This is a genomic window from Pantoea sp. SGAir0183, assembly GCF_043545505.1.
This window is the reverse complement of sequence record NZ_CP028053.1, coordinates 2,749,018-2,772,510: the sequence shown is the minus strand read 5'-3', so window position 1 is coordinate 2,772,510 and position 23,493 is coordinate 2,749,018. Positions and strand designations below refer to the sequence as shown.

The 23,493-nt window shown below is 55.6% G+C and carries 19 protein-coding genes; 14 read left to right on the top strand and 5 right to left on the bottom strand.

Annotation, left to right across the window (positions count from 1 at the left end; genetic code table 11):
* Window positions 1-80: 80 nt before the first annotated feature.
* On the bottom strand, window positions 81-1,655 hold the full coding sequence (locus tag C1N59_RS12865; RefSeq protein WP_394549682.1) for a methyl-accepting chemotaxis protein: 1,575 nt from the start codon (window positions 1,653-1,655) through the stop codon (window positions 81-83).
* A gap of 615 nt (window positions 1,656-2,270) precedes the next feature.
* Between C1N59_RS12865 and hinT the strand changes: the two genes are divergently transcribed.
* The 9 genes from hinT (at window position 2,271) to C1N59_RS12820 (ending at window position 10,137) form a co-directional block, all read left to right on the top strand.
* Entirely contained in the window at window positions 2,271-2,621 is a 351-nt protein-coding gene (hinT, locus tag C1N59_RS12860; RefSeq protein WP_006118842.1) for a purine nucleoside phosphoramidase, read from the top strand.
* Between the two features lie 20 nt (window positions 2,622-2,641).
* Complete coding sequence (locus C1N59_RS12855; protein ID WP_033737550.1) at window positions 2,642-3,010, top strand: YcfL family protein; 369 nt, start codon at window positions 2,642-2,644, stop codon at window positions 3,008-3,010.
* 10 nt (window positions 3,011-3,020) lie between these two features.
* Window positions 3,021-3,623: a penicillin-binding protein activator LpoB gene (lpoB, locus tag C1N59_RS12850; protein ID WP_394549680.1), complete on the top strand. Its 603-nt coding sequence runs from the start codon at window positions 3,021-3,023 to the stop codon at window positions 3,621-3,623.
* Window positions 3,607-4,419 carry a thiamine kinase gene (gene thiK, locus C1N59_RS12845; RefSeq protein WP_394549678.1) on the top strand — a complete coding sequence of 271 codons (813 nt, stop codon included), beginning with the start codon at window positions 3,607-3,609 and terminating at the stop codon, window positions 4,417-4,419. Before lpoB ends, thiK begins: the two co-directional genes overlap by 17 nt.
* A gap of 39 nt (window positions 4,420-4,458) precedes the next feature.
* A complete protein-coding gene (gene nagZ, locus C1N59_RS12840; protein WP_394549677.1) occupies window positions 4,459-5,499 on the top strand; it encodes a beta-N-acetylhexosaminidase in 1,041 nt (346 codons plus the stop codon).
* A 39-nt stretch (window positions 5,500-5,538) separates the two neighbouring features.
* A complete protein-coding gene (gene ycfP / locus C1N59_RS12835; protein WP_006118847.1) occupies window positions 5,539-6,081 on the top strand; it encodes an alpha/beta hydrolase YcfP in 543 nt (180 codons plus the stop codon).
* Between the two features lie 202 nt (window positions 6,082-6,283).
* Window positions 6,284-7,588, top strand: coding sequence for an NAD(P)/FAD-dependent oxidoreductase (locus C1N59_RS12830; protein WP_033737546.1), 1,305 nt, complete (start codon window positions 6,284-6,286; stop codon window positions 7,586-7,588).
* Window positions 7,589-7,864: 276 nt separating this feature from the next.
* On the top strand, window positions 7,865-8,407 hold the full coding sequence (locus C1N59_RS12825; protein ID WP_394549675.1) for a glycine zipper 2TM domain-containing protein: 543 nt from the start codon (window positions 7,865-7,867) through the stop codon (window positions 8,405-8,407).
* A gap of 425 nt (window positions 8,408-8,832) precedes the next feature.
* The gene (locus C1N59_RS12820; RefSeq protein WP_058708492.1) at window positions 8,833-10,137 is read left to right on the top strand and encodes an MFS transporter; all 1,305 of its coding nucleotides are present in this window, start codon (window positions 8,833-8,835) and stop codon (window positions 10,135-10,137) included.
* A gap of 139 nt (window positions 10,138-10,276) precedes the next feature.
* Here the strand turns inward: C1N59_RS12820 and mfd are convergent, their stop codons facing one another.
* A complete protein-coding gene (gene mfd, locus C1N59_RS12815; RefSeq protein ID WP_058701382.1) occupies window positions 10,277-13,726 on the bottom strand; it encodes a transcription-repair coupling factor in 3,450 nt (1,149 codons plus the stop codon).
* Window positions 13,727-14,134: 408 nt separating this feature from the next.
* On the opposite strand from mfd, the gene lolC reads away from it, so the two are divergent.
* The 5 genes from lolC (at window position 14,135) to pepT (ending at window position 20,042) form a co-directional block, all read left to right on the top strand.
* A complete protein-coding gene (lolC, locus tag C1N59_RS12810) occupies window positions 14,135-15,334 on the top strand; it encodes a lipoprotein-releasing ABC transporter permease subunit LolC (RefSeq protein ID WP_394550854.1) in 1,200 nt (399 codons plus the stop codon).
* Window positions 15,327-16,031, top strand: coding sequence for a lipoprotein-releasing ABC transporter ATP-binding protein LolD (lolD, locus tag C1N59_RS12805; protein WP_033737542.1), 705 nt, complete (start codon window positions 15,327-15,329; stop codon window positions 16,029-16,031). The genes lolC and lolD overlap by 8 nt, the downstream gene beginning before the upstream one ends.
* A complete protein-coding gene (lolE, locus tag C1N59_RS12800; RefSeq protein WP_033737541.1) occupies window positions 16,031-17,275 on the top strand; it encodes a lipoprotein-releasing ABC transporter permease subunit LolE in 1,245 nt (414 codons plus the stop codon). The genes lolD and lolE overlap by 1 nt, the downstream gene beginning before the upstream one ends.
* 121 nt (window positions 17,276-17,396) lie before the next feature.
* Window positions 17,397-18,230 (top strand): Sir2 family NAD+-dependent deacetylase, encoded by an 834-nt coding sequence (gene cobB / locus C1N59_RS12795; RefSeq protein ID WP_394549673.1) that lies wholly within the window; start codon window positions 17,397-17,399, stop codon window positions 18,228-18,230.
* Window positions 18,231-18,812: 582 nt separating this feature from the next.
* Window positions 18,813-20,042 carry a peptidase T gene (gene pepT / locus C1N59_RS12790; protein ID WP_394549671.1) on the top strand — a complete coding sequence of 410 codons (1,230 nt, stop codon included), beginning with the start codon at window positions 18,813-18,815 and terminating at the stop codon, window positions 20,040-20,042.
* Between the two features lie 71 nt (window positions 20,043-20,113).
* On the opposite strand, the gene C1N59_RS12785 is transcribed toward pepT, so the two are convergent.
* The 3 genes from C1N59_RS12785 to phoP are packed head-to-tail and all read right to left on the bottom strand — an operon-like array spanning window position 20,114 to window position 23,436.
* Window positions 20,114-21,238 (bottom strand): ribosomal protein uL16 3-hydroxylase, encoded by a 1,125-nt coding sequence (locus C1N59_RS12785; RefSeq protein WP_394549670.1) that lies wholly within the window; start codon window positions 21,236-21,238, stop codon window positions 20,114-20,116.
* Window positions 21,239-21,295: 57 nt separating this feature from the next.
* Entirely contained in the window at window positions 21,296-22,765 is a 1,470-nt protein-coding gene (phoQ, locus tag C1N59_RS12780; RefSeq protein WP_394550852.1) for a two-component system sensor histidine kinase PhoQ, read from the bottom strand.
* 2 nt (window positions 22,766-22,767) lie between these two features.
* Entirely contained in the window at window positions 22,768-23,436 is a 669-nt protein-coding gene (gene phoP / locus C1N59_RS12775) for a two-component system response regulator PhoP (protein WP_033737538.1), read from the bottom strand.
* Between the last annotated feature and the right edge of the window lie 57 nt (window positions 23,437-23,493).

The window sequence follows — 23,493 nt, the reverse complement described above, 5'->3', positions numbered from 1 at the left end:
AGCGTTGAGTTCCGACTCAACGCTGTTTTTTTATGGCATGACATAACGGCATGACGGCGATAACCTGTTTGGGGCTGGCTTTAGCTGGCCTGACGCGTCACAAATTTAGAGGTCGTCTGCAACAGCAGATCGGACAACCGTTGCAGCTGAGCTGTGGCCGCCGCCGTTTCTTCAACCAGTGCCGCATTCTGCTGCGTATCGCTGTCCATCTGCGCCACGGCAATGCCGACCTGTTTCACGCCGGTGCTCTGCTCATGGCTTCCGGTGCTGATTTCGGCAACCAGATCGTTAACGCGATGAATCTCTTTCACCACCGCCTTCATGGTCTCACCCGCCACGCTGACATTATTCACCCCGGTTGCTACCCGCGAGTGGCTCTCCGTAATCAACGCTTTGATTTCCTGAGCCGCCACGGCGCTGCGTTGTGCCAGACTGCGAACCTCACCGGCTACCACAGCAAAACCCCGTCCCTGATCGCCCGCCCGGGCCGCTTCGACCGCCGCGTTAAGCGCCAGGATATTGGTCTGAAAAGCAATGCCGTCAATCACGCTAATGATTTCCCCTATCCGGCTGCTGCTGTCCTGGATAGCGTGCATGGTCTCTTCTACATCCGAGACGGACTGGCCGCCGCTGGCCACAATCTGAAACGCGTGTTTGACGACATCATTGGCCACCCGCGCATTATCTGCATTGCTCTGTACTGCCGAAGAGAGCTGTTCCATTGAGGCGCTGGTTTCTTCCAGTGCAGATGCCTGAGACTCGGTACGGCGTGACAAATCCTGCGTGCCGTTGGCGATTTCTGCGGAGGATTTTGCCACCTGCTCAGCGGCGTCCTGAACTTCACTGATCAGATCGCGGATGTGCTGACGCATCACAGACAACTGAAAAATCAGGCTGGAGGTATCACCGGGTTTTGTTTCGTTGTGCCCGTGAAGGTCACCGCGCGCAATCAGTCCCGCCATGTGGACCGCCACTTCCGGTTCCGCCCCCAGTTGCTTCATGACGGAGATAAAAATCAGCGTACCCAGTACGCCGCCGGCGAGGAAGGTCAGACCGATTAACAGAATGAGCGTGAACGAGGTACTGTCTATGTGGGAAACATTGTCATCAATGACCTGATGCACAGAGACGTTGTAAATCTTCACGGCCTCCAGCAGCGGATCTCTGACAGCGACGTGCAGGCGGTCGGTCTGAGTGGCAATTTCCTTCAGGGCGCCCGGAATGTCGTTATTGTTCGCCAGCGCATAAACCCGCTGCATAGAGGCCAGATAGTCCGGCCAGGCCTGCAACACTTTTTGCGTAATCGCGACCAACGCGGGATCCTGGGACTGTTTCAGAAAATCCACTGCGGTTTGGACCGACTGCTGTGATTTTTGGTTAAATTTTATCGTATTTTGACGGGATTCGGCCGCGGTGACGTTGCCACCCGGAAAAACATACGCATAGCCCCGTCGAAAGTGGGTCGCCATTTCGCGGGCCGCCACGTTCATCATCTGAACCGGTTCAAGCCGCGATGTGTATAACTGCTGTTCTGATGCCGCCAGTGTTCTGAGGGAATGAAGACAGATAACGGCAATAATGACCATGGCGATGAGAAAAAAAGCGGTGAGAAAAATCAGTCGGTGTGACAGTTTAACGCGTTGTAAGAATCGCATAATTAACATCCTGTTTAACGGTTAATTGTAATCGTTTTCAGTCAGGCACGTTATTGCGCATCAAGATTTAACGGCCTGAAGCGGTGTAAAACGCGACGGGCTCGGGATCAAACTAATCCGACACGTTATTTATAGTTTCGGCAAGAAATGATAGGGCTTTAATGATCAAATGTTGCAACCTTTTGCTGTCGCCCCCGCTCAGTAATGCAGGGACTTAAGCAACGCCCGTCACGCTGTGATGAGCCGACTGTTGGGGTCAACAGTGCGTAGAGCAGAAAGGGCTGTTGTTGCACGGAAAGACAGCGGGTGATATCCGTCAACCCGGCCAGGACAGCAGGGGAGCGGAGACTGTGGCAACGACCCAACGTTTGCAGGGCTGCTGCGCGTGAAAACCAGAGATACGTGATCGTTTCATTACCCGGCAGGCTGCAGGAAAGGAGACGACACTGACTGTGGGGTGATAAAAATGGAAAGGCCCGTTTCGTGTCCTTACAAGGGCGTAAATGCGTTAAACACCGCCACTTAATGTAAGAAAGAGCGGCGCGAGGTTGAAAGAAAACGAATTTCTCCCGCATACTGAGAGATTATCTACCCAGGCTAAAGGAACTGTTCTCTATGGCTGAAGAAACGATTTTCAGTAAAATCATCCGTCGCGAAATTCCCGCCGACGTGGTTTATCAGGATGAACTCGTCACGGCGTTTCGCGATATCTCGCCTAAAGCCCCCACGCACATCCTGATTGTCCCTAACATTCTTATCCCGACCGCCAACGATGTTGAGGCGGCACATGAGCAGGCGCTTGGCCGGATGTTCACGGCGGCGGCGAAGATTGCGCGTGAAGAAGGGATTGATAAAGAGGGTTATCGCCTGATCGTCAACTGCAATCAGCACGGTGGTCAGGAAGTTTACCATATTCATATGCATCTGGTGGGCGGTAAACCGCTTGGTCCGATGCTGTCACATTGATCCCTGAAGGGGACCTTGCTATGCGTTCATGGCTGACAGGACTGGCCGTTTTGCTGAGTCTGACCGGTTGCAGTAGTGATAAACCGATGATCAATACGTCTCAGTCGCTGGTGATGGAATCATCCGTGCTTTCAGCGGGCATTATTACCGATGAGCCCACGCTGGATGACCACGACGGTCAGAAACGTGCCAGCAGCATACTCTACAATCAGCGTGAAACGCCGGTTGTGGTGCACTATCGTTATTACTGGTACGACGATAAAGGGCTGGAAATAACGCCGCGTGAACCCGCGCAGATTGTCACGGTGCCGCCTGACGGCAGCGTCGCTGCGGTGTCGCAACTGGGTAACCTTACGGCCAGCAAGGTTCGTCTCTATATCTATCTCTGAGGACTGTTACGTGATTCGCAGTGTTAATCGTACTGGCGCACTGGTGATGGCGCTTATTCTTTCGGGCTGTGTGTTGAAACAGCAGCAGCCTGCCCCCGTGGAACAGCAAACTCAGCCCGAGGAACAGACTCAGCCCGTTCCTCAGCCTGAGCCGCAGCCGGTTCCTCAGCCTCAACCCGTTCCGCAGCCGCCAAAGCTGGTGACAATTAACTGGGATGCCACCGTACAGCCGCTGGTCGCCCAAATGGTGCGTGCCGCAACTGTGCAGCCGGGCAGCGTGCTGTTGGTGGATCGTATCAAAAACAACACCAACGGTTCACTCCAGTCGGAGAAGGCAACCAGTGCCATTCAGACGGCGCTGAACAACAATGGTAAGTTCAGCCTGGTGTCGCCGGAGCAGCTGGCGCAGGCCAAACAGGCGCTGGGGCTTTCGCCGGACGACAGTCTTAACTCACGCAGTAAAGCGATTGGCCTGGCGCGTAACGTTAACGCCCAGTATGTGCTTTACAGCACGGCGAAGGGTGACGTCAAAACGCCGACCATCCAGATGCAGCTCATGCTGGTGCAGACGGGCGAAATTATCTGGTCGGGCAACGGTGTCGCCCAGAATTAATGCCGCTTTTTTACAGCTGATTCAGGCTACAACGGGTGAGCAGCCGGGCAACCTGACCTCACTCGCGGGCTTAACCGGGCAGAGTTGTCGCATCCTGACTGCACAGGGACGCTATCTTCTCCGCCCGGCACCGCATCCCGCGATACCGTTCGTTAATCGCCAGCGCGAGCACCGTGTGTTGCGCAAGTTGCAGCCCAGCGGGCTGGTGAACGCGCCGCTGGCGGGTAACCGCCATGGCCTTATTATGCCCTGGCAGGAAGGTGAGGTGCTGGATGAGGCGGGTTTTCGTGCACAGCGGTGCGAGGTGATTACGCTCCTCCAGCGGCTTCATCACCAGCCGCTGACCGGTTATCGTGTCGTGCTGTTACCCCTGCTGTGGCAATACTGGCAGCAGTGCCAGCAGCGTCAGTATTGCTGGCTGCGCCAGCTAAAACGGCTGACAGAGCAGGGGGAGCCGCGTCCGTTGCGCCTTGCCCCGCTGCATATGGATGTTCATCCTGCCAACCTGATCCAGTCATCGCAGGGGCTGCATCTTATCGACTGGGAATATGCCGCGGACGGGGATGTGGCGCTGGAGCTGGCCGCCGTCTGTTTAGCCGTGCCGGATCAGCAAACCGGTTGGCTAACCGACTATGCTGAGCGGATGCAGTTACCGCTGGCTTCACTTCAGCGTCAGGTTCGTCGCTGGCAACCATGGCTGCACCTGCTAGTGGCCAGCTGGTATCAACTGCGCGCAGAACAGAGTGGCGATGCCCAATTACAACAGCTGGCTCAACAGAGCTGGTCACAGATTTAACGGCTTTGCGCAGAGGCGCAGAGAGACAGGATACAGGTTATGACAACACGTTTTCCCGGCCCACTCATGCTGGACGTTGAGCGTTTCGAGCTGGATGCCGAAGAGCGCGACATACTGCGCCATCCGCTGGTGGGGGGCGTGATTCTTTTTGCCCGCAATTACCACGATCCGGCGCAACTGGCCGAGCTCGTCCGTCAGATCCGCGCCGCGTCGCACACTCGTCTGGTTGTGGCCGTCGATCAGGAAGGTGGTCGGGTACAGCGTTTTCGTGACGGCTTCACCACACTACCGGCGATGCAGTCATTTGCTGCGCTCCACGATATGAGCACGGCAGGGGAGTTGGCCCAGCAGGCAGGCTGGCAGATGGCCGCCGAAATGATAGCGATGGATATCGACATCAGCTTTGCGCCGGTGCTGGATATCGGCCACATCAGTGCGGCCATTGGCGACCGGTCATTTCACGCGGATCCGCAGATCGCCCTCGCGATAGCGCGCCGCTTTATTGCCGGTATGCATGAGGCGGGAATGAAGACGACCGGTAAGCATTTCCCCGGTCATGGTGCGGTCAGCGCAGATTCCCATAAAGAAACCCCGCGCGACAATCGCCGTGAAGCCGAGGTGCGCGAGCACGATATGGCCATTTTTCGTACGCTGATTCATGAACAGGCGCTGGATGCCATTATGCCTGCCCATGTGATCTACAGCGAAGCGGACCCGCTTCCTGCCAGCGGATCACCCTACTGGCTGAAAACGGTGTTACGCCAGGAACTGGGCTTTAAGGGCGTGATTTTCTCTGACGATCTCTCCATGGAAGGTGCCGCCGTGATGGGCAGCTATGCGGAGCGTGCGCAGCAGTCACTGTCTGCCGGTTGTGACATGGTTCTGGTTTGTAACGATCGCAAGGGCGCCGTCAGTGTCATAGATAATTTGACCCTGATCGAAGCGGAGCCTGTCATGCAGTTGTATCATCGTGGAATCCTGAGCCGGGAGAGCCTGAAAGCGAGTCGCCGCTGGAAAGACAATGCGCAGCAGCTCAGTGCGCTACAGGCGCGCTGGCTGGCACATAAAGCCGCGTTATAGCCATCAGGTTGCCCGGCGCGACAGCCATAGAGGATAAACATGATTATTTATCTGCACGGTTTTGACGCGACGAGCCCGGGCAACCACGAAAAAGTGTTGCAACTGCAGTTTATCGATCCTGATGTCAGACTCATCAGTTACAGCACCCGTCATCCTAAACATGACATGCAATTTCTGCTGAAAGAAACGGATAAAATGCTGGGCCTCAGTGATGATCCCCGTCCGCTGATCTGCGGGGTCGGCTTAGGAGGCTACTGGTCCGAGCGTATTGGTTTTTTATGCGGTATCCGTCAGGTCCTGTTTAACCCCAACCTCTTTCCCTTCGAGACCATGGAAGGCAGGATTGATCGTCCTGAAGAGTACCTGGATATAGCCACCAAGTGCGTCAGCGATTTTCGCGAGCGTAATCGTGACCGCTGCCTGACCATTTTAGCGCGTCATGATGAGGCGCTTGACAGCCAGCGCACCGCGACGCTGCTCCAGCCTTATTACCCCCTTATCTGGGACGAAAGCGAAAGCCATAAGTTCAGGAATCTCTCGCCCCATCTCCAGCGAATCAACGCCTTCAAAACCACCGTTTAACACAACGCGGCAACCGCACGATGCCGGGCTCTATGCCAGGAACAGTCTGCTAAATTTGATGTACATCAATTTTCTGAGGCCCATCCGGGGCCGTCATGGTATTCTGCCTTCAGATAGCGATGTTATGTCGCCAACCCTATGTTTATTAAGGTTTAATTTAACCATTGATTAACTTTTGGTTCACAATTTGAGGGGGTCCTTGTTGACTGCATCTGTTAAGAAAATTGTTATTGTTGGCGGCGGTGCCGGCGGGCTGGAAATGGCCACGCAACTGGGCCACAAGCTGGGGCGTAAAAAGAAAGCCGAGATTATTCTGGTCGATCGCAACCACAGTCACTTGTGGAAGCCGCTGCTGCATGAAGTCGCTACCGGATCGATGGACGAAGGGATTGATGCGCTGAGTTATCTGGCGCATGCCCGTAATCACGGTTTCCAGTTCCAGCTGGGTTCGCTCACTAACATTAACCGCGAAAAGAAAGTGATTCAGCTGGCCGAAGTGGTCAATGCGCAGGGGGACGTATTAGTGCCCGAGCGCGAACTGGCCTACGACACGCTGGTGATGGCGCTGGGCAGTACCTCAAACGACTTTGGGACGCCGGGCGTCAAAGATCACTGCATTTTTCTCGATAACCCGCACCAGGCTCGCCGTTTCCATAACGAAATGCTCAACCTGTTCCTGAAATTCTCGGCCAGTGAAGGGGCGCTGGAGAAGGTCAATATCGCCATCGTCGGGGGCGGAGCAACAGGCGTTGAGCTGTCGGCGGAGCTGCATAATGCCGTGAAGCAACTGCACAGCTATGGCTATAAGGCGCTCGACAGTGAAGCGCTGAACGTAACGCTGGTGGAAGCGGGCGAACGTATCCTGCCAGCCTTACCACCGCGTATTTCGGCTGCGGCCCATCAGGAACTGTCAAAGCTGGGTGTTCGCGTGCTGACACAAACGATGGTCACCAGCGCAGATAAGCAGGGCCTGCACACGAAGAGCGGCGAATTTATCGAAGCCGATTTAATGGTCTGGGCAGCGGGCATCAAAGCGCCTGATTTTATGAAAGGCATCGGTGGACTGGAAACGAATCGCATTAATCAGCTGGTGGTCAAAGACACGCTGCAAACCACGCTGGATGAGGATATCTACGCTATCGGCGACTGTGCCTCCTGTGCCTTGCCGGGTGGCGGATTCGTGCCACCGCGTGCGCAGTCAGCTCATCAGATGGCGTCCTGTGCGCTGGATAACATCCTGCTACAGTACCGGGGCAAGCCGTTGAAAGCCTACGTCTATAAAGACCACGGCTCGCTGGTGTCGCTGTCGCGCTTTAGTACGGTGGGAAGCCTGATGGGCAACCTGATGCGCGGCTCTATGATGATTGAAGGGCGCATCGCCCGTGTTGTCTATATCTCCCTGTACCGCATGCATCAGGTCGCCCTGCATGGCTATATCAAAACTGGCCTGATGATGGTGGTGGGGAGCCTGAACCGGGTGATTCGCCCCCGGCTGAAACTGCACTAAGAGTACGGGGCGGATTCGTCTGACTTCGCCACCGGTGCTGTTCCGGTGGCGAAACCCGCGCACGATTTTACGCTGTCATTTCTGTTCAGAACTCTCCGAAAACGTGGTAGTACCACTGTTGGCGCGATTTTCTTCCCAAATTCCGATATTGCAAAAGCTTTACATCTGTAAAACTTATCTCAACCAAACGGCGAGTCGCGCACGCCGGTTCTGCCAGTGCTGTGAGGGATATCCAGCGGCAGGAATGCGCGGTAACACTTTCAGGAGGAACTTCCTGTGAATAAATCAATGTTAGCGGGTATCGGTATTGGCGTGGCAGCGGCACTGGGTGTTGCCGCCGTAGCAAGCATTAACGTGTTTGACCGCGGTCCTCAATACGCACAGGTGCTGTCAGCAACACCAATAAAAGAATCTATCAAACAACCGCGTCAGGAATGTCGTAACGTGACGCTGACGCATCGTCGTCCGGTTCAGGATGAAAACCGTATCGCCGGTTCAGTACTGGGTGCGGTAGCGGGCGGTGTGCTGGGTCATCAGTTTGGCGGCGGTCGCGGACGCGATGTCGCAACGGTAGCCGGTGCGCTGGCAGGCGGTTATGCCGGTAACCAGGTTCAGGGCAGCCTGCAGGATCGTGATACCTATACGACGTCTGAACAGCGTTGCAGAACCGTATACGACAAACAAGAAAAGATGCTGGGTTATGACGTAACCTACAAGATCGGCGACCAGCAGGGTAAAATCCGTATGGAAAACGATCCGGGTACGCGTATTCCGGTTGACCGTAACGGACAATTGATCCTGAACGGCGACAAGGCTTAAGGGCAAAGCTTGCCGCACTGCGGTCACACAGCACACATAACAAAAATGATAAGCGCATCTCCGGATGCGCTTTTTTTTGCTTATCCGAACGCTAAAGCGCGCAACCGAACGATAGCCTCTTCCAGGCTGCTCGCCGTGCATGGCTGACCTTATGCATCAGATCCCGGCTGCCCGGTAAATATGACTGCGTTAAAGCGGCGGCGTCAGGCTGACATTTTCATTCACGCGATTCACAGACAGTCACGTCAGGACAGTTTTTGTAACACATTACTTGCTGGATTTTTACATATTTAGAACAAAGTGCACAGTCAGGGAAAGAGCATTACGCTTAATTACTCTTTCTTATCAAATGCATTGAGAAAGCAGGCTAACCGTTGATAACAAAACCGGTTTGCTTCGGTGCAAAAGTAAAAGGGAACAGTTCAATGCGTGATAACACCTCAGTCGAGCACAGCACAGTGCGCAAGATGGCATGGCGGCTGATGCCGCTGTTTACGGTAGGCTATTTTCTGGCGTCCCTGGACCGCGTCAACGTCGGCTTTGCGGCATTACAAATGAATGGCGACATCGGCTTATCCGCTGCCGCATACGGCCTGGGTGCAGGGCTGTTTTTCTTTGCCTACTGCCTTTTCGCCGTGCCCTGCAATATGGTGATGACAAAAGTGGGCGCAACCCGCTGGCTGTCTGCCGTCATGATTGCATGGGGATTGCTGGCGGCGGGCATGTCAATGGCGCAGGGCCCGGTATCTTTTTATCTTCTCCGGTTTTTACTGGGGATCGCGGAAGCCGGCTTTTTCCCGGGCGTCATTTATTACTTTACGCTTTGTTTTCCCAAACGTTATCGTGGACAAATGGTGGCCATCCTGATGATGGCGCTGCCGGTGTCCAGCGTGCTGGGTTCACCGCTGTCCGCCGCACTGCTTAATTTCGATGGCCTGATGAACCTGCGTGGCTGGCATTGGTTATTTATCCTTGAAGGTGCGCCGGCTGTCGCGCTGGGATTCCTGACTTTTCTGATGTTGCCGAGGCAGCCTCTGGAGGCTAAATGGCTGAGCCCGCAGGAAAGCAGCTGGTTACGCCATACGATGGCGGAAGAGCAGAAAAGTACCGCCCCGACAACCCCGCGCGTCAGCCTGTTCGCCACGTTGTTCAGTCCGCGCGTGCTGCTGCTGACGCTTATTTATCTGGGCGGAACCGCCGTTACCAATGGTCTGGCATTATGGCAACCTCAAATCATTAAAACCTTTAACCTGAGCGTTATTCAGATTGGCTTAGTCAATGCCATTCCGTTCGCGGTGGCGAGCCTGGCGATGTATCTGTGGGGACGTCACTCTGACCAGACAGGCGAGCGTCGTCTGCACACCGCTTTTCCGTTATTGCTGGGAGCGACCGGTCTTGCGGCCAGCATGTATGTTACCCATCTCTGGCCGATGCTGATGGTGCTATGCCTGACCATTACCGCAGCGTCGATGATTAAGGGCCCGTTCTGGGCGATGGCAACCGAGATGATCCCCGCCAGCGCGGCGGCTGTGGTCATCGGGCAAATCAATGCCCTTAATAATCTGGGCGTGTTTGTGGGCACCTGGCTAATCGGCTTAATTCGCACCAGCACGGGGAGTTTTACCTATGCGCTGACGCCCCTGATGCTGGTCACGTCCTGTGCCTGCCTTGGCGCGCTGTTGATTGGCCGACGTCAGTCACCGCGTGATCCGCATAAAAAGCCTGTCTGACACCACGGCATGAATGCACGCTCCTGATGAAAAGCGTGGCAGCGGAAACAGGCGCATGATACGCACTTCTCAGCAAACCATATAAAAAGCCGCCGTAAGGCGGCTTGTCAGCTGCATGAATGCAAAACGATGAGCACGGTTAAGACGCGACCTGATTTTCCAGTAACTGGTTCATAAATGACTGCACCCAGTCCATGCGCACCTTTCGTTCCGTCAGCTCACGGGTAAAGCGTAACCGTGTCGGACCTTCCAGTTTCCACTGCTTTGCATCTTTCTGCAGCAGACCAATCAGCCAGGCCGGATCGACACTGTTCTGCGGAGCAAAATCAAAATAACCGCCTTTGTCGCTGGCTTCAATTTTGCGCACGCCCACCGCTCGCGCTTTCATGCGCAGCACGGCGATGTCCAGCAGATTACGCGCTGGATCGGGTAACAGACCGAAGCGATCGATCATTTCCACCTTCAGCTCCTGCAACTCCTCTTCCGTTTCGGCACTGGCTACGCGTTTATACAGCGATAAACGGGTATTCACGTCCGGAATAAAGTCTTCCGGCAGCAGGGCAGGCATGCGCAGTTCTACTTCGGTCTGATTACTGGTGAGATCTTCCAGCGAAGGCTCGCGACCGGCTTTCAATGCATCGACCGCATTTTCCAGCAGTTCCATGTACAGCGAGAAGCCCAGGGTTTCCATCTGACCACTTTGCTCTTCACCCAGCAGTTCACCGGCACCCCGAATTTCGAGATCGTGCGTAGCCAGCGCAAAGCCTGCCCCCAGATCTTCCAGGGAGGCGATGGCTTCCAGACGTTTTTGCGCGTCGGTCGTCATGGCTTTGGGATGTGGGGTCAGCAGCCAGGCATAAGCCTGATGGTGCGACCGGCCCACGCGACCACGCAACTGATGTAGCTGTGCCAGCCCGAAGTGATCGGCCCGTTCGATAATGATGGTATTCGCCGTCGGAATATCAATGCCGGTTTCGATGATGGTGGTACATACCAGAACATTGAAACGCTGATGATGGAAGTCATTCATCACCCGTTCCAGATCGCGTTCGCGCATCTGTCCGTGACCAATGGCAATGCGCGCTTCCGGCACCAGTTCCGCCAGCCGCTGCGAGGCTTTCTCGATATTTTCGACATCGTTATACAGGTAATAGACCTGACCACCGCGCAAAATTTCGCGCAAAATGGCTTCGCGAATCACTAAGTCGTCGTATTCCCGTACAAAGGTTTTTACCGCCAGACGACGCGCGGGTGGCGTGGCAATGATGGACAGGTCGCGCATCCCGCTCATGGCCATATTCAGCGTACGGGGAATCGGCGTGGCGGTCAGCGTAAGGATATCCACATCGGCGCGCATCGCCTTGATGCGCTCTTTGTGACGCACGCCAAAGCGGTGTTCTTCATCGACGATCAGTAAGCCCAGATCGTGCCACTTAATGTCGCTCATCAACAGCTTGTGAGTGCCAATCAGCACATCAATTTTGCCTTCGCTGGCCTCCTGCAAAATCTGATTCTGCTCTTTGGCGCTGCGGAAGCGTGACAGCATTTCGATGCGCACCGGCCAGTTAGCGAAGCGGTCACGGAAATTATCGTAATGCTGCTGAGCCAGCAGGGTGGTGGGAACCAGCACCGCCACCTGCTTGTTGTTCTCCACCGCCAGGAAGGCCGCGCGCATGGCGACTTCGGTTTTACCAAAGCCCACATCACCGCACACCAGACGATCCATGGCCAGCGGCTGGCACATGTCACTTAACACGGCATTGATGGCCTGGGTTTGATCGGGTGTAGTTTCAAACGGAAAACTTTCGCAGAACAGTTGATACTGCTCACGGTCATGTTTGAAGGCAAACCCGGCCTTGGCGGCACGCTGAGCATAGATATCCAGCAGTTCAGCGGCCACGTCGCGCACTTTCTCCGCCGCTTTCTGCCGCGCGCGCGACCAGGCATCGCTGCCCAGTTTATGCAGCGGTGCATTTTCGTCGGCACCGCCGGCATAACGACTGATAAGATGCAGGGAGGAAACCGGGACGTACAACTTGGCGTCATTGGCATAGGAGAGCATCAAATACTCTGCCTGAATGCCGCCGGCTTCCAGCGTGGTCAGGCCGATGTAGCGCCCGACGCCGTGTTCAAGGTGCACCACAGGCTGGCCCGGATGCAGTTCCGCCAGGTTGCGAATCAGGATGTCTGGATTAATGGTGCGGCGCGTATCCTGGCGGCGGCGGCTGATGCGTTCGCCCAGCAAATCGCTTTCACAGATGAAAGCCAGCTTCCCCTGTGTATCCACAAAGCCACGCTCGCTGGCACCGATCATCAGACCATACTGTGCCTCACGGGCCTCGCGCAGATGACGAATGGGTTTCGGCCGTACTTTAATGCGCGCCAGCAACTCCTGCAGGCTTTCACGGCGGCCTTCGCTTTCCACAGAAAACACCACGTCGCCGGTAAACTGTTCCAGGAACTGACGTAAATGATCCAGCGGCGCTTTCGCCTGCGCCTGAACGGACAGATCGGGCAGGGATTCATAGCCCAGGTTGGTATTGGCGGCCCTGGCCGGCAGCACCTCATGGGTCATACGGATACGCGGCCAGGCTTTGAGTTCCCCCATTAAGGCATCCGGGCGCAGCCACAGCGTGGTCGGCTCCAGCAGCGGGCGCATGGGATCGACACGGCGGTTTTCGTAACGCGCATTCGCATCCTGCCAGAAGCGCTCGGCACTGCCTTCCAGATCGCCACAGTTCACGATCAACGTATTGTCAGGCAGATAGCTAAACAGCGACGGTAACGGCTGGTCGAAGAACAGCGGTTGCCAGTATTCAATACCGGCCGGCAGGGTGCCTTTGCTCACCTGCTGATAAATATGCTCTGCCTCACGGCGCACATCAAAGTTTTCACGCCAGCGGCTACGGAACAGTTCAATGGCTGTTTTATCGCTGGGAAATTCATGGGCCGGCAGCAAATTAATGGCGGGAACGGCTTCCAGCGTTCGCTGGCTGTCGACATCAAACAGGCGCAGGCTGTCGATCTCGTCATCAAAAAAATCAATACGGTAGGGCTGATCACTGCCCATCGGGAACAGATCGAGCAGGGCGCCGCGTGTGGCGTACTCGCCGTGCTCCATCACCTGATCGACATGGCGATAGCCGGCCTGTTCAAGCTGGTCGCGCAGGCGGTCGCGTGACAGTTTCTGGCCCTGCTGCATCACCAGCGCATGACCGTGCAGGTAGCTGTGAGGACAAACACGCTGCATCAGCGTGTTGACCGGCATAATCAGCATGCCGCGTTGCAGCGTGGGCAACTGATACAGGGTGGACAGACGTGCCGAGATAATATCTTGGTGGGGTGAGAAGCTGTCATAAGGCAGCGTTTCCCAGTCCGCAAGGTGGGTAACAGGTAAATCGGTAAACTGACGAATCTCGTCCAGCAGACGCAGGGCGGTTTGCGTATCGGGTGTAATCATTAACACCGGACCTGCATGGCGCTCAGTGATGCTGGCACACTCAACCGCGTGCGCAGCGCCAGTCAGCTGACCGAGCAGGCGTTGGTCGCCTGATTTCACGGGCAGGGTATAGCGAGTCGGTTCGGACATGTGATCTCGAGGTTGCTCCATTTTTACCAGGGCGTCATCATTCCATAATACGCCATGGGGATCACCTCTGCGGCAGATTTTTTCTGCCGCTTCGCCTGATGCAGGCGATGCAGAAGGGTTGCTGTGTGTAAATCTTTTTTGCGAACAGGGCTCGCAGGAAAGTGAATCGGGTACATCAGAGTCACGGTCATAGCCGTCACCGCTTTACCCGAATAAGTATACCGATGTGGGGCGTGAATGATCGTACGATAAACATCATCTTTGTGGCGTAATCCTGTGCATCAAACCGTCTGCTAACCTATTCTGATACAACTTTGCAGCAGACTCAGAGGGTTAGAGGTTTCATAAAGTGCACAGCTCCTTTATCATTCTCTCTACTTATTTTCCAGCAACTGCACATTGGATACCATGTATCAACCTGTCGCGCTATTTATCGGTCTGCGCTACATGCGCGGAAGAGCAGCGGATCGTTTCGGTCGCTTTGTCTCCTGGCTCTCCACCATTGGTATCACGCTTGGCGTGCTGGCCATGATTACTGTGCTGTCTGTGATGAACGGTTTCGAGCGCGAGCTTGAGGGCAACATCCTGGGCCTGATGCCACAGGCGCTGATCACCAGCAACACGGGCAGCATCAATCCGCAGCAATTCCCTGCCTCTGCACTCAAGCTCAACGGCGTTGACCGCATCGCGCCGCTGACCACCGGTAATGTGGTGCTGCAAAGTGCACACAACGTCTCAGTCGGGGTGATGCTGGGGATCCAGCCGGACGAAAAGGATCCCCTGACGCCTTTTCTCGTTAACACGCCGCAAAGCGTGTTACAGCCCGGTCAGTATAACGTCATCCTGGGCGAACAACTGGCCTCGCAGCTGGGCGTGAAACGGGGTGATCAGATCCGCCTGATGGTGCCGTCCGTCAGCCAGTTCACGCCCATGGGGCGCGTGCCGAGCCAGCGCCTGTTTACCGTGGCGGGCACGTATGCGGCTAACAGCGAAGTTGATGGCTATCAGATTCTGGTTAACCAGCAGGATGCGTCGCGCATTATGCGCTATCCCGCGGGCAATATTACCGGCTGGCGTCTGTGGCTGGATAAGCCGCTTGAGGTTGACAGCGTGAGCCAACAGGCTCTGCCCGCGGGCATGGTCTGGAAAGACTGGCGCGAACGCAAAGGGGATTTATTCCAGGCCGTGCGTATGGAGAAAAACATGATGGGGCTGCTGCTGAGCCTGATCATTGCCGTTGCGGCCTTCAATATCATCACCTCGCTGGGCCTGCTGATCATGGAGAAGCAAGGTGAAGTGGCCATTCTGCAAACCCAGGGATTAACCCGCCGTCAGATTGTCGCCGTTTTTATGGTGCAGGGTGCCAGTGCCGGGATTATTGGCACGTTGCTCGGGGCGCTGCTTGGCCTCCTGTTAGCCAGCCAGCTTAATAACCTGATGCCGGTCATTGGCCTGTTTTTGGACGGTGCCGCGCTGCCTGTGGATATTAATCTGTGGCAGGTGGTGACTATCGCCTTCAGCGCAATGGTGATTGCGCTGCTTTCTACGCTTTACCCTTCATGGCGCGCTGCCGCCGTACAACCCGCTGAGGCTTTACGCTATGAGTAACTCTCCTTTGTTGCAGTGCCGCGACCTGTGCAAACGCTATCAGGAAGGCAGCGTACAGACCGACGTACTGCGCAACGTGAATTTTGATGTGCAACCTGGTGAACTGATGGCGATTGTCGGCAGTTCAGGATCAGGAAAAAGTACCCTGCTGCACCTGCTGGGCGGGCTGGATACGCCCACTGCGGGCGATGTGGTGTTTGACGGACGTTCGCTGAACAGCATGTCTTCTTCTGATAAGGCCGAACTGCGTAACCGCGAACTGGGCTTTATCTACCAGTTTCACCACCTGCTGCCCGACTTTAGCGCGCTGGAAAACGTCGCGATGCCACTGCTGATTGGCAAAACCGCTAAAGGCGAAGCCCAGGCACGCGCGCGGGAAATGCTGGCCGCCGTCGGGCTGGAACACCGCGCCGCCCATCGTCCGTCTGAACTGTCTGGTGGTGAACGTCAGCGCGTGGCGATTGCCCGTGCGCTGGTGAATCGTCCCCGCCTGGTCATGGCTGATGAGCCCACCGGTAACCTGGATGCCCGCAATGCGGATGCCATTTTTGAACTGCTGGGGGAGCTGAATGTGCGTCAGGGCACGGCGTTTCTGGTGGTCACCCACGATCTGCATCTGGCAAAACGCATGACGCGTCAGATGGAAATGCGCGACGGCCAGCTCAGCGATCAGATTATCCTGGCGGGAGCGGTCTGATGGGATCGTCGCTATCACTGTTACTGGGGCTGCGTTTTAGCCGTGGCCGTCGTCGCGGCGGCATGGTGTCGCTGATCTCGGTGATTTCCACCGTGGGCATTGCACTCGGCGTTGCGGTGCTGATCATTGGCCTGAGCGCCATGAACGGCTTCGAGCGTGAGCTGAATAAACGCATTCTTGCCGTGGTCCCGCACGGTGAAATCGAAGCCGTTAATCAGCCTTTTCAGCGCTGGCAGTCATTGATCGCGCCGATTGAGCAGGTGCCTGGCATCGCGGCTGCCGCGCCCTATGTCAACTTTACCGGCCTGATTGAAAGTGGCGCGAAGATGGAAGCGTTGCAGGTGAAAGGCGTGGATCCGGCACAGGAGCCACGGCTGAGTGCCTTACCTTCTTTTGTCACCGACAATGCCTGGTCATCCTTTGCGGCAGGGAAACAACAAATCATCCTCGGTGGTGGTATCGCAAAGGCGCTCAACGTGAAGCAGGGCGACTGGATCACCATCATGATCCCGAACAACGACGGTGAGAATAAGCTCCTGCAACCCAAACGTATTCGCCTGCAGGTGAGCGGTATTTTGCAGCTGAGCGGAATGCTGGATCATAGCCTGGCTCTGGTGCCGCTGGCGGACGCGCAGCAGTATCTGGATATGGGTGACAGCGTGACCGGCATCGCGCTGAAGATGAACGATCCCTTCCAGGCGGCCAAACTGGTGCGCGCGGCGGGTGAAGTGACGCACGCTTACGTGTATATCAAAAGCTGGATTGGCACCTACGGTTATATGTACCGCGATATCCAGATGATTCGCGCCATCATGTACCTGGCCATGGTGCTGGTGATCGGCGTCGCCTGTTTCAACATTGTGTCGACACTGGTGATGGCCGTTAAAGACAAGAGCAGTGATATCGCCGTTCTGCGGACGCTGGGCGCAAAAGATGGCCTGATTCGGGCAATTTTTATCTGGTACGGCCTGCTGGCAGGCCTGCTGGGCAGCGTGAGCGGCGTGGTGGTCGGTGTACTGGTGGCGCTGAATCTGACATCGCTGATGAAAGGTCTTGAAACGCTGACCGGTCACCATTTGTTAGCCGGCGATATCTACTTCATCGACTTCCTGCCGTCTGAATTGCACTGGCTGGACGTGTTTTCAGTACTGATTACCGCTATTGTGCTAAGCCTGCTGGCAAGTTGGTATCCCGCACGGCGCGCCAGCCGCATCGATCCGGCGCGTGTCCTGAGTGGACAGTAGTCGTACCAGACAGCGCCGTTCATGCTGCGCTGTCGGCCCTGTTCTTTGGATTGTCGGGCCAACTGGCCCAAACTTTGTTGATTGACCTGCGGACGTTTTACTCACCGCACCAGGAGACTTTATGCGTACACCTCGTCGCCGTATACGACTTGCCCGCCTGAAGAAAACACGCAGGAAAGTGCATCAGCGCTTTCGCCAGCGTATTTTCGAACGCGATCGTCAGGCCGAACTGGCGGCGCACCCGTTGCCGCGCATCGTCGTGTTAACGGGGGCAGGGATATCCGCCGAATCCGGTATCAGGACCTTTCGTGCCGCAGGCGGATTATGGGAAGAGCATCGGGTTGAAGATGTCGCCACGCCAGAAGGTTTCCGACGCGATCCGGCGCTGGTGCAGCGCTTTTATAACGCGCGGCGTCAGCAGCTTCAGCAGCCCGAGATCCAGCCCAATGCCGCGCATCTGGCGCTGGCAGAACTGGAACAGGTGCTGGGCGACAACTTTTTCCTTGTCACGCAAAATATCGATAACTTGCACGAGCGCGCGGGCAACAGCCGTGTGCTGCATATGCACGGCGAATTGTTAAAAGTGCGCTGTGCCAGTAGCGGACAGGTGATCGACTGGCAGGAAGACGTCACGGAGAACGACCGGTGTACCTGCTGTCAGTTTCCCTCTGTCCTGCGCCCCCATGTCGTCTGGTTTGGCGAAATGCCGCTGGGTATGGAAGACATCTACCAGGCGCTGGAACAGGCCGATCTGTTTATCGCCATCGGCACCTCAGGCCACGTGTATCCCGCGGCGGGCTTTGTCCATGAGGCAAAGCTGCAAGGCGCGCACACGGTGGAACTGAATCTGGAGCCCAGTCAGGTGGGCAATGAGTTTGCCGAAAGTCACTACGGGCTCGCAAGTGAAGTGGTTCCCGCCTTCGTACATAAGCTGTTGCACGGGCTGCACAAATAATCTTGTGTGTGATGCCACCGCACACCTGAAAGAAAACACTTTCAGCAGTAAGACGGTCGCGCCACACGCCGGCCTCAGGGTTTACGGCAGCCCAGCGGCGGCAGGGAGTCAGGCCGCCTGTTGATGCACGGGTTAACGGCCTGCGTGCGGTTTCCGAACGGCATGCGGCTGTTGCCTGCCTCCTCTCATCCTCAGCCGCGTTAAACCCCGCCGCCGTATGTTTGAGCGCAGCCGGATGCTTCCCGGGGCGCATCATATCGGCATCACAAAGGTTACAGGTGCCCGAAACGGCTGTGCGTGTTTGCCTTATTAATATTTCTGTCTGCTGACCCGGCAGCCTGTCAGCAAAGAAAAGGGCCGCGATAGTGGGGAAAAACGCGCCCCGGTTTTGACTCTGAATCTGGCTGATGCAGCGCAGGATTGCGTTAACCGCCGCAAAAACCAGCGATTACCCGTTTTTTTATGCTGTCTGGCGTGCGGAATATGTCCCGGCAGCCTTAACCTGAACGATAATGATTTGACGCAACACGATGTCTTGCCGGTTTATCAATAATGACCGGCGGTAAATTTTAAGGATGGCATATGAAGCAACTATTAGAACGCTTTTTGCGTTATGTGGCAGTAGAGACGCAGGCAAAACCGCAGGCACGTCAGGTGCCCAGCAGCGAAGGTCAGTGGGTACTGGCCCGCCAGTTGCAGGAAGAACTGCTGGCCCTGGGTTTTGTGGATGTCAGCCTGAGAGATCACTGTTGTGTGATGGGCACGCTACCGGCCAATGTGGACTGGCCAACGCCGGTGGTGGGCTTTATTTCGCACATGGATACCTCACCAGATTTCACCGCGAAACATGTTAATCCGCAAATCATCGAAAACTACCGGGGCGGCGATATCGCGTTGGGCAATGGTGATGAAGTGCTGTCACCGGTCATGTTCCCCGTGTTGCATAAGCTTATCGGTCACACCCTGATCACCACCGATGGCAAAACCCTGCTGGGCGCGGATGATAAAGCGGGCATTGCCGAGATCATGACGGCCATGGCCAGACTGGCGGAAGGCGATATTCCGCACGGTGCCATTCGCGTTGCCTTTACCCCAGACGAAGAGATTGGGCGGGGCACGTCGCATTTCGATGTTGAAGGCTTTGCGGCTGACTGGGCCTATACCGTCGACGGCAGCGATCTGGGCGAATTCGAATACGAAAACTTCAATGCGGCCTCGGCGCTGGTGAAAGTCGTGGGCAACAATGTTCATCCCGGGTCTGCGAAAAATGTCATGGTCAATGCGCTGGAGCTGGCGACGCGTTTCAGTGCAGCGTTGCCTGCGAAAGAGAAGCCGGAATGGACAGACGGTTATGAGGGCTTCTTTCATCTGCACCAGATGAAAGGCACGGTTGAGCACGCTGAGCTGCACTACATCATTCGTGATTTTGATACCGAGGCGTTTGAACAACGCAAACGCACACTGCAGCAAATTGCGGATGAGATCAATAAAGACCTGCATCCCGGCTGTGGTATTACGGTAGAGATCAGCAACAGCTACCGCAATATGCGCGAAAAAGTCGAACCTTTCCCGCACATTATCGATCTGGCCTTGCAGGCGATGCGCGACTGCGGCATCGAGCCGGTGGTGAAACCGATTCGCGGCGGTACGGACGGTTCGTCCCTGTCATGGAAAGGATTGCCCTGTCCAAACCTGTTTACCGGGGGCTATAACTACCACGGCAAGCACGAGTTTGCCTCGCTGAACATCATGGCGCAGTCAGTCGACGTCATCGTTCGCCTGGCAGAACTGGCCGGTCAGAAGAAAGGTTAAAACAACGTCTCCTCGTCCGGGCCGGGCGAGGAGACGGCGTAAACGGATGGGAACACCACTTCTCCGGCGGTTTATTCAGCGCCGAAATACCAGTAACCCGCGTTAATCAGCCCGGCAATCTGCGCCAGCACGGCCGGATCGTCAAGAGCCTCTCCCAGATCATCCAGGGTGATTTCATCACGATGTGCCAGCACGGACATCACGCGCGGATCGGCGCATTCGACGCGCTCGCCGTTGATATAAATCGCATTGCCCAGCGTCAGGACACGTAATCCACCCAGACGAGACAATACATCGCCCTGTTGCAGCGCATCATAGATTTCATCGGGCTGATAAGGCGGTTCCGGTGGCGCAATGTCAAGTTCGTGGCGTGATTGTGAAATAAATTCGCCCAGCCACTGCTCAAAGTGTGCAGGCTGATTCACCACATCCAGCATCACCTTGCGTAAGCCTTCCACTTCTTCAGGCAAAATCAGCGACGGGCAGTCGCGCGAAGGCACATCGGGATCGGTATAACGCAGGCTGCCCAGCTCATTGGCCAGCGCATAATCGGCGAAGCCGCTGATGAGTTCACGTCCGCTGGGCGCGCGGAATCCTACAGAGTAGTTCAACGCATTTTCGAGGGAGTAGCCTTCATGCGGGAAACCCGGCGGAATATAGAGAATATCGCCCGGTTCCATTTCTTCATCGATAATGGCGTCAAACGGCTCGACCTGCAGCAGGTCAGGATGCGGGCAGTGCTGTTTCATCGGCACTTTTTCCCCGACGCGCCAGCGGCGGCGGCCGGTGCCCTGAATAATAAACACATCGTACTGATCGAAATGCGGACCCACGCCGCCGCCGGGCACGGAGAACGAGATCATCAGATCGTCAATGCGCCAGTCCGGCAGAAAGCGGAAAGGGCGCATCAGTGCGGCAGAGGGCTCATGCCAGTGATTGACCGCCTGAACCAGCAGTGACCAGTTGTTTTCGCCCAGGTGATCGTAGCTTTCAAACGGACCATGGCTGACCTGCCATTTTCCGTTTGGCTGGCTGACCAGCCGACTGTCGACCTCATTTTCCATGGCTAAGCCCGCCAGTTCATCCGGCGAAATGGGATCGATAAAATTCTTAAAGCCACGCTTCAGCACTACCGGGCGCTTTTGCCAGTAACGCTGAATAAAATCGGGCCAGTTGAGATCGAGCTGATAATCCATAAAGAAAGTCCGCTAAGGGCTGAAAATAGCTGCAAGTATAACAGCCCGCAGCCTGAACTACTCGCGGCGATGTTCCATTTCCTGACGCTGAAATACGACTTCCATGCGCGCACCGCCTAACGGGCTGCTGGAGGCGATGACATTACCGGCGTACTGCTCAAGGATATCACGCACCACGGCCAGCCCCAGCCCCTGGCCTGGTCGCATGGTGTCGACGCGCTGTCCCCGCACGAAAATCAGGTCGCGTTTACTTTCCGGAATGCCCGGACCGTCATCATCAATATAGATGTGCAGCGCATCTTCGGTCTGATGAGCACTGACCTCAATGAATTCCAGACAGTATTTGCAGGCGTTATCCAGCACATTGCCCATCACTTCCATAAAGTCGTTCTGATCGCCAAAGAAGGTGATTTCCGGGGAAATATCCAGGGTAATTTCCACCCCTTTACGCTGATACACTTTATTCAGTGCCGAGCACAGGCTGTCCAGTAAACCCGATACCGAATGCAGATCACGCTGCAGGGGATTATGATCGGCCTGCATGCTGGCTCGGTGCAGGTAATAACCGACCTGCTGAGAGATGCGGCTGATCTGCTCCAGCATCACCGGCTCGGCCTGTTCGATGGTTAACTCTTTTCCGCCGCGCAGCGAACGCAGGGTACTTTGCAGGACCGCCAGCGGTGTTTTCAGGCTGTGGGTCAGATCGGCCAGCGTCGTGCGGTAACGCGTGTAACGTTGACGCTCGTTGGTCAGCAACAGATTGAGGTTACGCACCAGCGAACGCAGCTCCTGCGGCGGCTTATCGTCCAGATTCTCACGCTGCCCGGTTTCCAGTTCGCGTACCTGAAGCGTCAAATGCCCAATCGGCCGTAAACTCCAGTGCGCCGCCAGCCAGAGCAGCGGGACAATTAAAATCAGGTTAGCGGCCAGAACATAGCTGAACCATGACCAGACCACATCGGAGTGCTGTAGCTCTTGCGGAATGGTATCGACCACCACAATGGTCAGGGCGGGCAGGTTGGTGGTGGCATCGTAGCGGTTGACGGCAACCGAATGGGTAAACGTATCCTGATCGTCATCGTCGTTATCATCCCACGCATGAAGCTGCTGCTGTGCCGTCAGATTGTCGCCCATGGCGGCCCGGCTGGTGCTGTTGTTGGTATCAATCTCGTAGAAATCAGGTTTTAACAGCCATTCGGGTTGAATCTTCTCACGAATTACCGGCACATCACGCTGCTGCCAGAGCAGCTTGCCGTGTTCATCATAAATAAATACCAGGGTGGGGAAATTAAGCATGGTGCGCTCGGGCTGCGCAATTGTCAGCTTATTATCTTTCCACTGTGCCAGGGTAAAAAATAAATTGCTCTCGCCTCGCATCACGCGATAGGTGTTTTTATCAAAACTCACCACATAGCCAATCACGGCGACCATGCCATAAGAAAGCGAGAGAATGAGAACGATGGCTGCGGAGGCCAGTAAAAAGCGTGTCCGCAGCGAAATAGGGCGATAACGTTTAAGCCAGGACATCATCAGAGATCAAAGCGGTAACCCTGGCCGCGAACGGTAGCGATAACTTCGTCAGAATGCAGCGCGAGGATTTTTTTGCGCAGGCGGCCCATTAATACATCGATCGTGTGGCTTTCACGCAATTCGGCATCGGGATACAGCTGCAACATTAATGAATCTTTACTCACCACTTTGCCCGCATTACGAATTAAGGTTTCCACGATGGTATATTCAAAGGCGGTCAGCTTAACCGGGCTTTCATTCACCGTCAGTTCGCGACGCGATAAATCGACCTGAAACGGCGGCATGGCAATAATTTGCGACGCATGACCACTGTTGCGGCGCATTAATGCCTGGAGGCGTGCGGCAACTTCTTCAATATGAAACGGTTTTGTGACGTAATCATCCGCACCGGCTTCCAGCGCTTCGACTTTCGCCTGCCAGCCTTCACGGGCGGTCAGCACCAGAATAGGCTGACGCACGGCATCATTGCGCCAGCGACGAATTAACGACATGCCGTCTTCACCGGGTAAGCCCAGATCAACCAACGCGATATCAGGTAAATGTTCCTGGAGAAAATAATCGGCTTCTTTGGCATCTTCAGCAGCATCAACCTGATGACCCATTTCTCGCAGTTGTACTGAAAGATGGTGGCGCAGCAGGGCATTATCTTCCACAACCAGAACACGCATAGGATTTCCTTAGCATCAGATCGAAACGAATTTAAATAAGTATAAGCGAAATGAATT

What these genes read in the sequence shown, in the direction of transcription:
- C1N59_RS12785 (WP_394549670.1), bottom strand. Translation starts at nt 21,238, where the DNA reads ATGGATTATCAGCTCGATCTCAACTGGCCCGATTTTATTCAGCGTTAC.
- ycfP (WP_006118847.1), top strand. Translation starts at nt 5,539, where the DNA reads ATGATTATTTATCTGCACGGTTTTGACGCGACGAGCCCGGGCAACCAC.
- lolC (WP_394550854.1), top strand. Translation starts at nt 14,135, where the DNA reads ATGTATCAACCTGTCGCGCTATTTATCGGTCTGCGCTACATGCGCGGA.
- lolD (WP_033737542.1), top strand. Translation starts at nt 15,327, where the DNA reads ATGAGTAACTCTCCTTTGTTGCAGTGCCGCGACCTGTGCAAACGCTAT.
- hinT (WP_006118842.1), top strand. Translation starts at nt 2,271, where the DNA reads ATGGCTGAAGAAACGATTTTCAGTAAAATCATCCGTCGCGAAATTCCC.
- mfd (WP_058701382.1), bottom strand. Translation starts at nt 13,726, where the DNA reads ATGTCCGAACCGACTCGCTATACCCTGCCCGTGAAATCAGGCGACCAA.
- lolE (WP_033737541.1), top strand. Translation starts at nt 16,031, where the DNA reads ATGGGATCGTCGCTATCACTGTTACTGGGGCTGCGTTTTAGCCGTGGC.
- pepT (WP_394549671.1), top strand. Translation starts at nt 18,813, where the DNA reads ATGAAGCAACTATTAGAACGCTTTTTGCGTTATGTGGCAGTAGAGACG.
- C1N59_RS12865 (WP_394549682.1), bottom strand. Translation starts at nt 1,655, where the DNA reads ATGCGATTCTTACAACGCGTTAAACTGTCACACCGACTGATTTTTCTC.
- phoQ (WP_394550852.1), bottom strand. Translation starts at nt 22,765, where the DNA reads ATGTCCTGGCTTAAACGTTATCGCCCTATTTCGCTGCGGACACGCTTT.
- C1N59_RS12855 (WP_033737550.1), top strand. Translation starts at nt 2,642, where the DNA reads ATGCGTTCATGGCTGACAGGACTGGCCGTTTTGCTGAGTCTGACCGGT.
- cobB (WP_394549673.1), top strand. Translation starts at nt 17,397, where the DNA reads ATGCGTACACCTCGTCGCCGTATACGACTTGCCCGCCTGAAGAAAACA.
- phoP (WP_033737538.1), bottom strand. Translation starts at nt 23,436, where the DNA reads ATGCGTGTTCTGGTTGTGGAAGATAATGCCCTGCTGCGCCACCATCTT.
- nagZ (WP_394549677.1), top strand. Translation starts at nt 4,459, where the DNA reads ATGACAACACGTTTTCCCGGCCCACTCATGCTGGACGTTGAGCGTTTC.
- C1N59_RS12820 (WP_058708492.1), top strand. Translation starts at nt 8,833, where the DNA reads ATGCGTGATAACACCTCAGTCGAGCACAGCACAGTGCGCAAGATGGCA.